At 48.6% G+C, this 14,556-nt stretch carries 12 protein-coding genes; 1 reads left to right on the top strand and 11 read right to left on the bottom strand.

Going from position 1 to position 14,556, the window contains the following annotated elements; all coding sequences use genetic code 11:
- The 11 genes from rlmN to L3V45_RS07730 all read right to left on the bottom strand — a co-directional run bounded on the left by rlmN (nt 1) and on the right by L3V45_RS07730 (nt 12,413).
- Nucleotides 1–1,092 (bottom strand): dual-specificity RNA methyltransferase RlmN, encoded by a 1,092-nt coding sequence (rlmN, locus tag L3V45_RS07780; protein ID WP_003154339.1) that lies wholly within the window; start codon nt 1,090–1,092, stop codon nt 1–3.
- A gap of 2 nt (nt 1,093–1,094) precedes the next feature.
- On the bottom strand, nt 1,095–2,438 hold the full coding sequence (rsmB, locus tag L3V45_RS07775; protein ID WP_003154341.1) for a 16S rRNA (cytosine(967)-C(5))-methyltransferase RsmB: 1,344 nt from the start codon (nt 2,436–2,438) through the stop codon (nt 1,095–1,097).
- Nucleotides 2,425–3,378, bottom strand: a complete 954-nt coding sequence (gene fmt, locus L3V45_RS07770) for a methionyl-tRNA formyltransferase (protein ID WP_003154342.1) — start codon at nt 3,376–3,378, stop codon at nt 2,425–2,427. Before fmt ends, rsmB begins: the two co-directional genes overlap by 14 nt.
- Before the next feature lie 4 nt (nt 3,379–3,382).
- Nucleotides 3,383–3,865 carry a peptide deformylase gene (def, locus tag L3V45_RS07765; protein ID WP_003154343.1) on the bottom strand — a complete coding sequence of 161 codons (483 nt, stop codon included), beginning with the start codon at nt 3,863–3,865 and terminating at the stop codon, nt 3,383–3,385.
- Between the two features lie 24 nt (nt 3,866–3,889).
- Nucleotides 3,890–6,301: a primosomal protein N' gene (priA, locus tag L3V45_RS07760; protein ID WP_234949686.1), complete on the bottom strand. Its 2,412-nt coding sequence runs from the start codon at nt 6,299–6,301 to the stop codon at nt 3,890–3,892.
- Nucleotides 6,298–7,518, bottom strand: coding sequence for a bifunctional phosphopantothenoylcysteine decarboxylase/phosphopantothenate--cysteine ligase CoaBC (gene coaBC / locus L3V45_RS07755; protein WP_003154345.1), 1,221 nt, complete (start codon nt 7,516–7,518; stop codon nt 6,298–6,300). Before coaBC ends, priA begins: the two co-directional genes overlap by 4 nt.
- A 90-nt stretch (nt 7,519–7,608) precedes the next feature.
- Nucleotides 7,609–7,812 carry a DNA-directed RNA polymerase subunit omega gene (rpoZ, locus tag L3V45_RS07750; RefSeq protein WP_003154346.1) on the bottom strand — a complete coding sequence of 68 codons (204 nt, stop codon included), beginning with the start codon at nt 7,810–7,812 and terminating at the stop codon, nt 7,609–7,611.
- A 3-nt stretch (nt 7,813–7,815) separates the two neighbouring features.
- The gene (gene gmk / locus L3V45_RS07745) at nt 7,816–8,430 is read right to left on the bottom strand and encodes a guanylate kinase (RefSeq protein ID WP_003154347.1); all 615 of its coding nucleotides are present in this window, start codon (nt 8,428–8,430) and stop codon (nt 7,816–7,818) included.
- A gap of 7 nt (nt 8,431–8,437) precedes the next feature.
- A complete protein-coding gene (gene remA / locus L3V45_RS07740) occupies nt 8,438–8,707 on the bottom strand; it encodes an extracellular matrix/biofilm regulator RemA (RefSeq protein ID WP_003154355.1) in 270 nt (89 codons plus the stop codon).
- A gap of 76 nt (nt 8,708–8,783) precedes the next feature.
- Complete coding sequence (locus L3V45_RS07735; protein ID WP_003154356.1) at nt 8,784–9,659, bottom strand: YicC/YloC family endoribonuclease; 876 nt, start codon at nt 9,657–9,659, stop codon at nt 8,784–8,786.
- An 81-nt stretch (nt 9,660–9,740) separates the two neighbouring features.
- Nucleotides 9,741–12,413 (bottom strand): calcium-translocating P-type ATPase, SERCA-type, encoded by a 2,673-nt coding sequence (locus L3V45_RS07730; RefSeq protein ID WP_014304989.1) that lies wholly within the window; start codon nt 12,411–12,413, stop codon nt 9,741–9,743.
- A 119-nt stretch (nt 12,414–12,532) separates the two neighbouring features.
- Between L3V45_RS07730 and L3V45_RS07725 the strand changes: the two genes are divergently transcribed.
- A complete protein-coding gene (locus L3V45_RS07725) occupies nt 12,533–14,239 on the top strand; it encodes an Rqc2 family fibronectin-binding protein (RefSeq protein ID WP_236837337.1) in 1,707 nt (568 codons plus the stop codon).
- Nucleotides 14,240–14,556: the final 317 nt, after the last annotated feature.

The following is a 14,556-nucleotide window of genomic DNA, read 5'->3' as shown; positions in this document are numbered from 1 at the left end:
TCACCTCGTCTCGTCTTGACGCTCCTTCGCGCGAAGCTGACCGCAGGCCGCGTCAATGTCATGGCCTTGCTCTCTTCTGATCGTGACATTTACACCGCGGGATTTTAACGTTTTTTCGAATGCGAAAATCTGATCTCTCGGTGTGCGGACGTAATCCCGTTCAGGCACATAGTTTACCGGAATTAAATTGACATGGCATTTCACGTCTTTTAACAGTTCTGCAAGCTCTTCTGCATGTTCGACCTGATCATTTACGCCGCCGAACAGCCCGTATTCAAAGCTGATCCGTCTGCCTGTTTTCTCGATGTAATATTTGACGGCCTCCATAAGGTCAGGAAGCTTATATGCTTTGTTAATCGGCATCAGACGGCTTCTGATTTCCGTATTCGGAGCATGCAGAGAAATCGCGAAATTGATCTGCATTTTTTGATCGGCGAAATCGTAAATCTTCGGAATGATTCCGCTGGTGGAAACTGTGATATGACGCGCTCCGATGTTCAGCCCTTTATCGTGGTTAATGATTTTTAAGAAAGCGAGCATTTCATTGAAATTATCAAACGGCTCTCCGATTCCCATGATGACGACTGAGCTGACGCGTTCATCCGTTTCATCAAGCGCCTTTTGCACTTTCACGACTTGAGCGACGATTTCTCCCGCTTCAAGATTCCGTTTCAGACCGCCGAGCGTTGACGCGCAAAATGTGCAGCCGATCCGGCAGCCGACCTGTGTCGTTACACATACAGAATTACCATACTCGTGTCTCATTAAAACCGTTTCGATCGTATAACCGTCATGAAGCTCAAATAAAAATTTCATCGTGCCGTCTTGAGATGTCTGTTTTACAGCCGTTTTCAGCGTTGTCAGCACAAAATTGCTCTCGAGTTTTTCACGCAGGCTTTTTGAGAGGTTCGTCATTTCATCAAATGAAGAAACCCGCTTTTCATAGAGCCATTCAAAAATCTGTGCTGCGCGGAACGGCTTTTCGCCATTCTCGGTCAGCCATTGTTTGATTTCATCTAATTCAAAAGAGTAAATGGACGGCTGCTCAGTCCGCAGCTCTTTCCGTACGCTTGTCTTTTTTAATTGTGTCATTTTTATCCCTTCTTTCTCATGCTGCTAATAAAGAAACCGTCTGTTCCGAAATAATGCGGAAGAATTTGAAGGCTTCCATCCTGAACAAAGGGTCTCGCCTTTTCAGGCAGCCGCTTTTCAAGAGACAAATCGGGTTCAAACTCAGGGTGTTCTTGTATAAACGCATGCATAACTTCTTCATTTTCTGTCCGATCCATTGTACACGTACTGTATACGAGTGTGCCACCTTTTTTTACTAATGGGGCGATTTCCCTTAAAATGCCGAGCTGGATTTCTGACAGCCGTCTGCTGTCCTCCGGCGTCTTCGTATATTTCATATCGGGTTTTCGTCTGATGACGCCGAAACCTGAGCAAGGGGCATCAACGAGAATACGGTCAAACCGTTCTGCGCCAAAGGCCTCTCCCGCTTTTCGCGCATCCATCGTTTGCGCGTCGATGATCGTAAGTCCGAGCCGTTCTGCGCCCTCTTTAATCAGCTTCACTTTATGGCGGTGAAGATCAAGCGATGTGAGGCTCCCCTCGTTCTCCATCAGTTCCGCAATGTGAGCCGACTTTCCGCCCGGTGCAGCGCATGCATCTAAAACGGTTTCGCCCGGCTTCGGGTCCAGCGCCCGCGCGACAAGCATTGAGCTTTCATCCTGTATGGATACCCGGCCGTTTTGGAAAAATGCCGTGTTCGCGATGCTTCCTTTCAAAAGCTTAATCGCATCAGGAGAAAGGTCTCCGGCTTCCGCTTCCAGACCGGCATTCTCCATCTCATTCAGCACCGTTTCCCTGTCGCTCTTTATGTGATTGACACGGAGCGTCTGCTTCGGCGGAATGAGATGAATCCGGCAGATTTTTTCAGCCGCCTCAAAGCCGTACGCCTCGACCCACTCTTTTACGAGCCATTCGGGATGGCTTGTCTCTGTAGAAAGACGGAGAACCGGGTCTTCAATTTCAGCAAATGACGGCGCCCCCTCACGCTGCAGGGAGCGGAGAATGCCGTTGACAAAGGACGCAATGCCCTTATGCCCGCGTTTTTTGGCGATTTCAACCGCTTCATGGATGGCGGCGCGATCCGGAATTTTTTCTAAATACTCCATTTGATACGCGGACAGACGAAGCAGCTGAATCACCCACGGCTTCACCTTATTCGGCTTGCGGATAAAAGGCTTCAGCATATAGTCTAAGGCGATTTTATTTTGCAGCGTTCCGTAGACAAGCTCTGTCAGCAGTCCTCTGTCCTGATCGCTGAGCGTGTTCGTTTTGATAACCGATGTAAGAAGCAGGTTGCTGTATGCCTGATTTTGCTCAAGCTTCTCAAGCGCTTCAAGGGCGAGCTCCCGGACATTAATTTTCTTCATTTGCTGCTCCTAACACGTCACCGGGCTGCACATTTTTGCCTCTTACAAAATCTTCGCCCTTCATCCGTTTTTTCCCCGCCGGCTGCAGCTCAGTGATTAAAAGGGCGGTGCTGTTTCCTGATGCGACGACAATGCCGTTTTGCTCCGTGCGGATGACTGTTCCGGGCGCAGCATCAGTTTTTGCCGCAACTTTTTCAGAAGCCCATACTTTAATAGTTTGACCGTTCAAAGTTGTATAGGCGACAGGCCAAGGGTTTAAACCTCTGATCTGGTTGTAGATCTCTTCTCCGGGCTTTGCCCAATCAATCCGCTCCTGCTCACGCTTAATGTTAGGCGCGTAAGTCGCTTTTGATTCGTCCTGTTTGATCGGTTTAATATTTCCGGAGATGACGTTCGGGACGGTCTCTGACAAAAGCTTTGCCCCCGCTATGCTTAATTTGTCGTGCAGCGTGCCGACGTTATCCGTTTCATCAATTTCCACTTCGATTTTAGAAATCATATCGCCCGCATCAAGCTTTTCAACCATATACATGATCGTCACGCCTGTTTTCTTCTTGCCTTGGAGAATCGAATAATGTATCGGCGCTCCGCCTCTTAATTCAGGCAATAGTGACGCATGTACGTTGATACAGCCGTATTTCGGGCCGTCCAGCAGCTGCTTGGGCAGGATCTGTCCGAATGCCGCCGTAACAATCAGGTCCGGCTTCAGGCTTAGCACTTTTTCTATTTCTTCTTCGAGCCTTACTTTTTCGGGCTGAAGCACGGGAATGCCGTGACGTTCAGCTTCAGCCTTTACAGGAGGGGGCGTCATGATTTTTTTTCTGCCTTTCGGGCGGTCAGGCTGCGTAACGACACCAACCACTTCATATCCGTCTTCAATAAGCGTGCGCAGGACGGGAACTGAAAAGTCGGGCGTTCCCATAAAAACGATCCTTGTCATCCAATCATCCTTCCATTTCTGCCAGTTCTTCTTCAGTGTAGTAAGCCGTAATTTTTGATGTGAATAAAATGCCGTCTAAATGATCCATTTCATGCTGAACGGCTCTGGCCAAAAAACCCTCCGCTTCTAAAATAAACGGTTTTCCTTTACGGTCGTGGGCTTTTACCTTTACGTAATCCGGGCGGGTGACATCACCGAAAACCCCGGGAAAACTTAAGCAGCCCTCGACTCCGGTCTGTTCACCGCTCTTTTCAAGAATAACCGGATTTACAAGGTCGATCCGGCCGCTTTCTTCACCGATGTCCACGACGGCCGCTCTTTTTAAAATGCCGATTTGCGGCGCGGCGAGACCGACGCCATCCATTTCGAGCATCGTATCGTACATATCGTCAAGCAGTTTTTTTAATTTTTTATCAAACACTGTCACTTCATCGGCGGGTGTTTCCAGAACCTCCGCCGGGTGTGTGACGATTTTTTTTACAGCCAAAATTTTGCCCTCCAAAAACTAATGTTACATCAGCATGTACGGATTCATATCAATTGAAATCATTACATGCTTTTGCGCAATATCGCGTTTATAGTGCTCCAGTATCTTTTTCAACTGAATCTGCAACTCGTTTTCCTGTCTGTATTTTATCACGCATTGATAGCGATATCTATCTTTGATCCTGGCAATCGGGGAAGCCGCCGGCCCGAGAATTTTCGTATCAGGCCCGCATCCCGCTCTTAAATAGTTTGTAATCTTTTCTGCGGTGACCGCGGCTTTTGCCGCTTCTTCATGAGAAACGGTCACCAGCGCCACGTAATAATACGGCGGGTATGATTGGGTCCGTCTGTGCGCCATTTCCTGCTGAAAAAAAGTTTCATAGTCGTGCGTTTTCGTCAGCTGAATGCTGTAATGAGACGGTGTATACGTTTGAATGACCACCGTTCCCGGCTTTTCATGCCGCCCGGCCCGTCCGCTTACCTGTGTCAGCAGCTGGAATGTCTTCTCCGCGGCCCTGAAATCTGGGATGTGAAGCGTCGTATCGGCGCTTAATACTCCGACAAGCGTCACGTTCGGAAAATCAAGCCCTTTTGCGATCATCTGCGTACCGAGCAGGATATCCGCTTTCCCTTCACCGAACGCTGACAACAGTTTTTCATGGGCGCCTTTTCTTGAAGTGGTGTCCACATCCATCCTGATCACACGCGCCTGAGGCAGCACTTTGGTAAGCTCCTCCTCCACACGCTGCGTTCCCGTGCCGAAAAAGCGGATATGTTCGCTGCCGCATTCCGGGCATGTCCCCGGGACAGGTTCCTCATGGCCGCAGTAATGGCATTTCAGCCTTTGTCCGTAGCGGTGATAAGTCATGGAAATGTCGCAATGCGGACATTGCGGCACATAACCGCAATCCCGGCACATCACAAACGAGGAATACCCCCGTTTATTCAGAAAAAGGACGGCCTGCTCTTTTTTTGCAAGCTTCTCTTCCAGCTGTTCCATCAGCTCTCTTGAGAACATTGATCTGTTGCCGTTTCTCAGTTCTTCTCTCATATCAACGAGAGAAACGTCAGGCATGAGCTGGCGGTTTACGCGATGTTTTAACGGAAGCAGCTCATAAACGCCTTTTTTCGCCCGCGCAAATGACTCCAATGTCGGCGTGGCGCTCCCGAGGACGACCGGACAGCTGTGATGCTCGGCCCGGCGGATAGCTACGTCCTTTGCATGATACCGCGGCATTTCCTCCTGCTTATAGGAAGATTCGTGCTCTTCATCAATAATGATCATGCCGAGATTTTCAAACGGGGCAAAGATGGCCGATCTGGCTCCGACGACAAGCCGGACTTCCTTGCGCTGAATCTTCCGCCATTCATCGTATTTTTCACCTGTGGATAATCCGCTGTGCATGACCGCAACCTGTGAGCCGAAGCGGCCTTTAAAACGGTTGACCATTTGCGGTGTCAACGAGATTTCCGGAACGAGCACGATGGCTTCTTTTCCTTTTGCCAGCACTTTTTCAATGGATTGCAGGTAAATTTCCGTTTTGCCGCTTCCCGTGACGCCGTGAAGCAGAAAGACGTGATGGACATGGTCGGCTACAGCTTGTTTAATCGGCTCAAAAGCGGCCTGCTGCTCTTCTGTAAGAGAGAGCGGCTCTGTTTTTTTGAACATTCTGTCCTGATAAGGATCACGGTAAACCTCCTCAAAGCTTTCCGTAAGAAGCCCCTTTTTAAGAAGCGTTTTCAGCGTCGCGGAACTGGAATCGGTCTTTTGGCAAAGTTCAGCCGCGGAAATCTTTTCTCCCCCGCCGATAAAATAAGTAAGCACGGCGAGCTGTTTAGAAGCCTGCTTTGTCAATGAATCTGCGTGCCGGGCGAGTTCTTCTTTGTCTGCCCCCGCTTCGATCATGCGGATCATTTTTTTATTCGTTTTTTGGGCGACTTTATATGTGACATCAATGCTTCCTTTACGCACGAATTTCTGAAGTGACGAAAGAATGCTTTCATCGGTAATATCCGAGTACAGAAGACTTTTTTGATTCCTGAAAAGCTGTTTGATGTCCGGTGTCAGCGCTTCTTCGTCAACGACTTTCAGCTCTTTCTCGTACTTCGCCTTCAATGCGGCGGGCAGCATTGCCTGAAGCGCCGTGATTTTAAACGACAGCGTTTTGTCAGAAAGCCATGAAGACAGCTGCATCAGTTCCTCAGTCAGAACGGGCGTCAAATCAAGAAGCTTCTCGACTTCCTTCATTGAGCCGCCGTTTAATTCGGACGAATCTTTCAAACCGGTCACAAATCCTTGAAGCTTGCGCGGGCCAAACGGGACAATCACCCGCATGCCGACTTCGATCATCCCTTTTAAATGATCGGGAATTTTGTAATCAAAGGGTCTGTCAATGTTTTTGGAGCTGACATCGACAATGACTTCTGCTACATTCATACGGGTTTTCGGTCCTCGGCTTTCAAAGCTGTCATTTCCTTCAGCATTTCAAAGGAAACGTCAAGTTTAGACATAAGCGCAAGCTCCCGTTTTCTTCCGTCCCGGAAATAGAAGGTGACGACATTCGTATCCGTGCCAAATCCGGCCCCTTCCGCTTTCACATCATTCGCAACGATCATATCAAGGTTTTTCTGTTCGAGTTTTCTGCGCGCATAGCGTTCGACGTCTTGCGTTTCAGCCGCAAATCCGACCAGCAGCTGGTGTGTTTTCCGTTCGCCGAGTTCTTTCAGTATGTCTGCCGTACGGTTGAATTCGATCACGAGCGAACCGTCTTTCTTCTTCATTTTGTGATCAGAAACAGCCGCCGGCGTAAAATCGGCCACGGCCGCCGTCTTAATCACCATGTCGCATGAATCAAACACAGAAAGCACGGCTTCTCTCATATCGGCTGCCGATTGCACAGGAAGAAACTGATACAGCCCGACTGGCGGCTCTATTGACACCGGGCCTGAAATCAGCGTCACCCGCGCCCCGAGACGGACGGCGGCTTCAGCAGCAGCGTAGCCCATTTTGCCGGTGGATTTATTTGTGAAGAAGCGGACAGGGTCCACGGCTTCGCGCGTCGGACCGGCCGTAATGACAATATGTTTTCCTTTCAGCGGCGCATCGTCTTCAGGCTCCTTAAAATGCTCTCTGACACGCTCAACAATAAGCTCCGGCTCCTCCAGCCTTCCTTTGCCGACATATCCGCATGCCAAATAGCCTTCACTCGGCTCGATAAAGCGGACCCCGTCCTGATAAAGCACAGAAATGTTCCGTTTCACCGCCGGATGATCATACATATGGACATTCATCGCAGGCGCCACCCAGACCGGGGCCTCAGCCGCCAGCACCGTCGTTGTGAGCATATCATCAGCAATTCCGTTGGCAAGCTTGCCGATGATATTTGCCGTAGCGGGCGCGACAATAATTAAATCCGCCCAGTCAGCGGCATCAATATGAGAAATCACCTTCGGATTTTGTTCATTAAATGTATCTGTATACACTTCATTCCGGCTCAGCGCCTGAAATGTCAGCGGAGAAACAAACTCACGCGCGGACTCAGTCATAATCACTTTGACATTTGCGCCGGCCTGAACCAGCTTGCTCGTGAGTGCGGAAGCTTTATAAACGGCAATTCCCCCGCTTACGCATAGCAAAATGTTTCGGTTTTTCATGAAGTCTTCTCCCCTTTATGAAAGCATTGGACAAATCCCAAACGGAAAAAAATAACAACCTATGTAGAGATAGGTTGCTACGTGTGCTTGTTATTCGCTGTCTTCTCTTTCAAACGAAAGCAGGCCCGCGTCAATTTCTTCTAAAGCTTTGCCTACATATTTGTGAGAAATGGTATGTTCAATCTGCTGGTCCTTTTTGATCTGCATTTCACGCGCGCGTCTTGCAGACACGGTCACCAGCGTATATTTAGAATCTAATTTATTCATTAAAGAGTCAATTGACGGATCTAACATAAGTTATTCTACCTCCAGCATTTTCTTATATCTCGGAGCAACGCGTTCACGTTTTAAGTGCTCGGCGAGAACGATTGCGTTAATCTTATCACAAGCCGTTTGGATATCGTCGTTTTCAACGACATAATCATACGCGTCCATCATTTCGATTTCAGCTTTTGCGGCATTCATTCTGTTTTCGATTAAATCGTCGGTTTCAGTCCCTCTTGTCACGATTCTGTTTTTCAGCTCAGAAAGACTCGGCGGCGCTAAGAAGATAAACAGGCCTTCCGGAAATGCATTCCGCACTTGGAGCGCGCCCTGCACTTCAATCTCTAAGAAGACGTCTTTTCCTTCTTGAAGCGTCTGTTCGACATAATCAACGGGCGTACCGTAATAGTTGCCGACATATTCTGCCCACTCAAGCAGTTTGTTGTTTTCAATCATGCGCTCGAATTCATCTCTGGATTTAAAGAAATAATCGACGCCGTCGACCTCGCCCTCTCTCGGGTTTCTCGTCGTGACTGAAATTGAGTATTCAAATTTCGTGTCCTGTTGTGAAAATATTGCTTGCCGAACCGTTCCTTTTCCAACTCCGGAGGGACCTGAGAGAACGATTAATAACCCTCTTTCTTTCATGCGGCAATTACCCCTGCCCTTCATCCATAATTTCTTCTTTCACAGAAAGTCTGTGTGCAACTGTCTCAGGCTGGACGGCAGATAAGATAATGTGATCACTATCCATGACGACAACTGCACGGGTTCTTCGTCCGTATGTAGCGTCTATTAGCATGCCGCGGTCTCTTGCATCCTGGATCATTCGCTTTATTGGCGCAGACTCCGGGCTGACAATCGAAATCATCCGATTGGCGGAGATGATATTGCCAAATCCGATATTAATCAGTTTAATCGTCATCTTCTACGTTCCCCCTGTAAAATAGACGTCTCTAGTATAACCTGAAGAGACCGTCTGTAAACAATACGCACAGTCGCTATTCTATATTTTGCACTTGTTCCTTCAATTTTTCAATAGAACTTTTCATTTCAACGACAAGCTTTGTGATTTGATGATCATTGGCTTTTGAGCCGATCGTGTTCGCTTCCCGGTTAAGCTCCTGAACAAGGAAATCAAGTTTGCGGCCGACTGCCCCGCCTTCTTTTAATATATCACGGAATTGAACAAAATGGCTCTTTAATCTGGTAATTTCTTCCGTTATATCAGAACGATCGGCGAAAATGGCGCATTCCGTGATCAGCCTGCTTTCGTCGAGCGCGTCCTCCGTCCATTCCTTCATTCGGGCGTAAAGACGCTCGCGGTATTGAATAACAACGGCCGAAGCGCGCTCTTTCACCTGTTCGGACAGCGTCTCAAGCCGCTCAATGTGCAGAAAGCAGTCTTCCGCCAAAAGCCGGCCTTCTTTTTCCCTCATGTCACAAAGTTCCTTTACAGCCAGCTCAGCGGCTTCCCTGATGACTTCTTCAAGCTTGTCATCACGCATCTGTTCTTCGTGAATCTGCGCAATATGTTCAAATCTAAAGAAATCCATTGCATCGGGTTCTGCGGCCAGGCTGTAGCGCTCTTTCATGGCGCGTGCGGCGCTCACATATTCATCAAGGAGCTCCCAATCGATGTTCAGGCTTCTTTTTATGAGCGCGTCACTGTTTACAGTGAGAAACAGCTCTACTCTTCCGCGCTGTATATGCTGCAATATCGTTTGTTTCAGCTTATCCTCTACATATAGCAAAGGCCGTGGCAGGCGGGCGTTCACTTCTTTGAACCGGTAATTGACGGATTTCAATTCAACGGTTGCCGAGAGATCGCCTTTTGTGCTGCTTGCGCTGCCGAAGCCTGTCATACTCCGTATCATATGAAACACCCAATTCTTTCCCGTTATCAAAATAAAAGGGCAATAGACATGCTATTACCCCTAAGATTATATCATATGGAATTATTTTTTTCTTGTCAAAAGTGAACCCGCCAGCAAAAAAGTAGGTATGCCAGACATCCCGATAATCAGCATCCAATCGCCCGGCGTAATCGGCACTGTTTTGAAAATCGGCTGCAGCGGCGGATAATAGATGACGATGGCCATCAGGAAGACAGAAGAAATGATGGCGCCGAGCAGATAGATATTTTCAAACGGATTCCGGGAGAAAACAGACGTTTCGCTCCGGCAGTCAAACACGTGTATAAGCTGAGCCAGGACAAGAGTCGCGAATGCAACGGTCTGTGCGTAGGGCAGATTTTCAGGATTGCGGTGATAGACGATGATAAACGCTAAAATGGTTGCGGCTCCGATTAAAAACCCTCTTGATACGACTTTCCAGCCCAGTTTTCTCGCAAACACTCCTTCTTTCGGATGCCGCGGCTTCCGCCTCATCAGGTCTCCTTCCGGCTGATCCATACCGAGGGCCATCGCCGGCAGCCCGTCAGTGACTAAGTTCACCCACAATATCTGAATCGGGACGAGCGGCAGCGGCAGAGCGAGAAGCATCGCAAACAGCATCACTAAAATTTCACCGACGTTGGAGGCCAGCAAATACCGGACGAATTTTCTTATATTTTCATAGATATTCCGTCCCTCTTTTATAGCTGATTTAATCGTAGCAAAGTTATCATCTACCAGAATGAGAGAAGAGGCTTCCTTTGCCACATCCGTTCCCGTCACGCCCATGGCAACACCGATATCCGCCTGCTTTATGGCCGGCGCGTCATTAACCCCGTCTCCCGTCATGGCGACGACGTGTCCGTTTTCCTGGAACGCTTTGACGATTTTCAATTTATGTTCAGGTGACACGCGTGCGAAGACGTAGACATCATCGACCGTTTCGATAAGTTCTTTGTCCGTAAGCTCATTCAGCGTCTTGCCGTCCATCACACGCCCCTTTTTCGGAAGAAGACGCAAATCTTTTGCAATGGCCTTTGCCGTTTCGACGTGATCCCCTGTGATCATAACCGTTTTAATGCCGGCTTCACGGCATTCTTTAATGGCCTGTCTGACCTCCGGACGGGGCGGATCAATCATGCCTGACAAGCCGAGCATCGTCAGATTTTTTTCCGCCTGCTCCATTGTCGGCTTTTCTCCGGGCTTAAGCGGTTTATAAGCAATCGCAATCGTACGCAAAGCTTGCGACGCCAGCTCTTTCAGAACCGCTTCCGTTTCTGCTTTCTTTTCTCCTGAAAAAGGCGTACTTCTTGCGCCGTGCATCAGATGTGATGAGCGGTCAATCAGCACATCGGGCGCTCCTTTAGTGATGACGAACTGCTTTTTTTCCTGATCCTCTACAATGACGGTCATCATTTTGCGGACGGAGTCAAACGGAAACTCGGCAACCACGCGGTAATGCCCGCTGAGCCAATCGTTTGAATAGCCGCCCTTTCTTGCAGCCGTCAGCAGCGCTCCTTCTGTCGGATCACCGTCGAGTACATAACGGCCGTCTTTCAGTGCGATTTCAGATGTGTTGCACAACGCGCCGAAAACCAGCATCTGTTCAAGAATCTTCTCATCTTTCGGCTTGATTTCCCGCTCATCTCGGGTGAAAACGCCCTCCGGCACATAGCCGATGCCCGACACTTTATAAATTTTGCCGCCTGACCACATATGGGTGACGGTCATTTTGTTTTGTGTCAGCGTGCCGGTTTTATCAGAACAAATGACAGAGGCGCAGCCCAATGTTTCAACCGCCGGGAGCTTTCTGACAATTGATTTTTGTTTGATCATGCGCTGGACGCCGATTGATAATGCCACCGTAACAATGGCGGGAAGCCCTTCCGGAATTGCGGCGACGGCCAATGACACCCCGGCCAAAAACATGCTGTAAAGATCATGTCCCTGTAAGACGCCGACTGCAACGACCAATACCGTTAAAAGGAGCGCGACGATAATTAAAATTTTGCCGAGCTCTTCAAGTCTTCGCTGCAGCGGTGTTGAAAGGCTGCCGGCGGATTCCAGCATATCGGCAATTTTCCCCATTGCCGTATTCATTCCTGTACCGACGACGACGCCGACACCGCTGCCGCGCGTTACGATCGTACCCATAAACGCCATATTGCTGATGTCGCCTAACGAAACATCCGGCTTTCTCAATTTATCGGCTTGTTTAACCACCGGAATTGATTCCCCGGTCAGCGCCGATTCCTCAATTTCAAGGCTTTTCGCTTCAACGATCCGCACATCCGCGCCAATCCGGTCGCCGCTTGAAAATTTCATGATATCGCCGGGAACGAGCTCCTTGGACTGAATTTTCTTCCAGCTCCCGTCCCGCAACGCTGACACATACGGCGTTGACAGCTCTTTTAATGCATGTAAAGACTTTTCCGCCCGCCGCTCTTGAAAAAAACCGAGAACCCCATTGACAAATACAATCGCCATAATCGCTACGGCATCTACATATTCGCCTAAAAACCCGGATATTAAGGTTGCCGCCAGCAGCACGAGCACCATAAAATCTTTAAATTGGGCGAAAAACACGGCGATCGCCGGTGTCCTCTTGCCCTCCTGAAGCTCGTTCGGCCCGTGCTTTTCAAGGCGTTTTTTCACCTCTTTTTCGGTCAACCCCTGTTTAATGGACGTATTTGTTGCTTTCAGCAAATCGGTTTGTCCCATTTCATGAAACTTCATTCTTCTCGTCCACTCCCCTGCCTCGCTTTAGAGATGTCACTCTGTAAACAAGCTTATTCTGACTCGTCCCTTTTCATGCTATAATTATCGAATGCAGGAAGAAGGAAAGGGTGTTTTATATGTCTTTTGATGGCATGTTTACATACGGAATGACACATGAATTAAACAGCCGGATCACCGGAGGACGGATCACGAGAGTCCATCAGCCTTTTAAGCACGATGTGATATTCCATATCCGCGCCAACGGAACAAACCACAAATTATTATTGTCGGCGCATCCGAGCTATTCACGGGTGCACATGACAAACCAGGCCTATGAAAATCCGAGCGAGCCGCCGATGTTTTGTATGCTGCTCAGAAAGCATATAGAAGGCGGATTTATTGAGAAAATAGAACAGGCCGGATTAGACCGGATTATGATATTCCGCATAAAAAGCAGAAATGAAATCGGCGACGAAACCGTAAGAACGCTGTATGTTGAAATTATGGGACGGCACAGCAATATTATTCTGACTGACGGAGAAGGATCCATCATCGACGGGCTGAAGCATTTATCTCCGTCAATGAACAGCTACCGGACCGTTCTGCCGGGTTATGATTACAAGCTTCCTCCCGCTCAGGAAAAAGTTTCGCCGCTTGCCGCGGATGAAGAGGACGTTTTGCGTTATCTCAGTTTTCAGGAAGGACGGCTTGACCAGCAGATCGTCAGACATTTCTCCGGTGTTTCTCCGCTGTTTGCAAAAGAAGCCGTGCACAGAGCGGGTCTCGCTAACAAAATAACGCTGCCGAAGACGCTGATTGAAATGTTCCATGCCGTGAAAGATTGCAGGTTTACACCGAACATTACGACAGCCGGCGGAAAGGAATACTTTTATCTCCTGTCTCTCACACATGTAAACGGAGAGGAGCGCACCTTTCACTCACTGAGTGAGCTGTTGGACCGGTTTTATTTCGGCAAAGCGGAACGCGACCGCGTCAAACAGCAGGCTCAGGATCTCGAGCGTTTTGTCGCAAATGAACGGAAAAAGAATGCCAATAAGATAAAAAAGCTGGAAAAGACGCTCGACTACTCAGAGAATGCGAAGGAATTCCAGCTATACGGCGAACTGCTGACGGCAAATTTGTATATGCTGAAAAAAGGTGACAAAGAAGCGGAAGTCATCAATTATTATGATGAAGAAAGTAAGACGGTGACCATCCCTTTAAATCCGAACAAAACACCGTCAGAAAACGCGCAGATGTATTTTACAAAGTATCAAAAGGCGAAGAATTCCGTCGAGGTGGTAAAAGAACAGATCCGTCTGGCCGAGGAGGAAATCGCTTATTTCGATCAGCTGATCCAGCAGCTCTCCTCCGCCTCCACAAAGGATATTCACGAAATAAGGGAAGAGCTTGTGGAAGGCAAATATCTGCGGCCGAAACAGCAGAGAGGACAGAAAAAACAGAAGCAGCACGTTCCTGTTTTGGAGCAATATGAATCTTCACGGGGATTGACGATTCTTGTCGGCAAAAACAATAAACAAAATGAGTACTTAACGACAAAAGCTGCCGCGAGGGATGATTTATGGTTCCACACGAAAGACATTCCGGGTTCCCACGTTGTGATTAAAAGCAGCGATCCGGATGAACAATCCATACTGGAGGCGGCTGCGATCGCCGCTTATTTTTCCAAAGCGAAAGATTCCGGCTCCGTTCCGGTTGATTATACAAAAATCAGACATGTGAAAAAGCCAAACGGCGCAAAGCCCGGATTTGTCACCTATGACAGCCAGCATACCGTATTTGTCACACCTGATGCCGACCTTGTCATACGGCTGAAAAAATAAACGCACCTCCAAGCTGAAACCCGCACTCGGCTTGGAGGTGTTTTTTATTACGTATAAACGGAGACGAAACTCTCCCAGCCGTCAGAACCGATCTTTACAGTATCTGATCAGTTTCCCGTCATGTCTGCATGATCCGCCGGGCCGTCTGTGATTTAAACGGTCACACCTGATTTGGCGGCGGATACTTTCACCTTCCCTCGCCGAACCTGAGCACATCCGGGCGGGTCTCTGACCTTTCCTTTGTATGCGGGCGAAATCCAGGCGGCATCAGGATCACATACATATTCCGCATCACTTCGCAATCCTGACCGCTTGTC

Source organism: Bacillus sp. R45 (assembly GCF_021729365.1).
GTDB lineage: Bacteria > Bacillota > Bacilli > Bacillales > Bacillaceae > Bacillus > Bacillus velezensis.
This window is presented reverse-complemented; position numbering and strand designations above follow the sequence as displayed.

What these genes read in the sequence shown, in the direction of transcription:
- L3V45_RS07725 (WP_236837337.1), top strand. Translation starts at nt 12,533, where the DNA reads ATGTCTTTTGATGGCATGTTTACATACGGAATGACACATGAATTAAAC.
- rsmB (WP_003154341.1), bottom strand. Translation starts at nt 2,438, where the DNA reads ATGAAGAAAATTAATGTCCGGGAGCTCGCCCTTGAAGCGCTTGAGAAG.
- L3V45_RS07735 (WP_003154356.1), bottom strand. Translation starts at nt 9,659, where the DNA reads ATGATACGGAGTATGACAGGCTTCGGCAGCGCAAGCAGCACAAAAGGC.
- rpoZ (WP_003154346.1), bottom strand. Translation starts at nt 7,812, where the DNA reads ATGTTAGATCCGTCAATTGACTCTTTAATGAATAAATTAGATTCTAAA.
- L3V45_RS07730 (WP_014304989.1), bottom strand. Translation starts at nt 12,413, where the DNA reads ATGAAGTTTCATGAAATGGGACAAACCGATTTGCTGAAAGCAACAAAT.
- remA (WP_003154355.1), bottom strand. Translation starts at nt 8,707, where the DNA reads ATGACGATTAAACTGATTAATATCGGATTTGGCAATATCATCTCCGCC.
- fmt (WP_003154342.1), bottom strand. Translation starts at nt 3,378, where the DNA reads ATGACAAGGATCGTTTTTATGGGAACGCCCGACTTTTCAGTTCCCGTC.
- coaBC (WP_003154345.1), bottom strand. Translation starts at nt 7,518, where the DNA reads ATGAAAAACCGAAACATTTTGCTATGCGTAAGCGGGGGAATTGCCGTT.
- priA (WP_234949686.1), bottom strand. Translation starts at nt 6,301, where the DNA reads ATGAATGTAGCAGAAGTCATTGTCGATGTCAGCTCCAAAAACATTGAC.
- gmk (WP_003154347.1), bottom strand. Translation starts at nt 8,430, where the DNA reads ATGAAAGAAAGAGGGTTATTAATCGTTCTCTCAGGTCCCTCCGGAGTT.
- rlmN (WP_003154339.1), bottom strand. Translation starts at nt 1,092, where the DNA reads ATGACACAATTAAAAAAGACAAGCGTACGGAAAGAGCTGCGGACTGAG.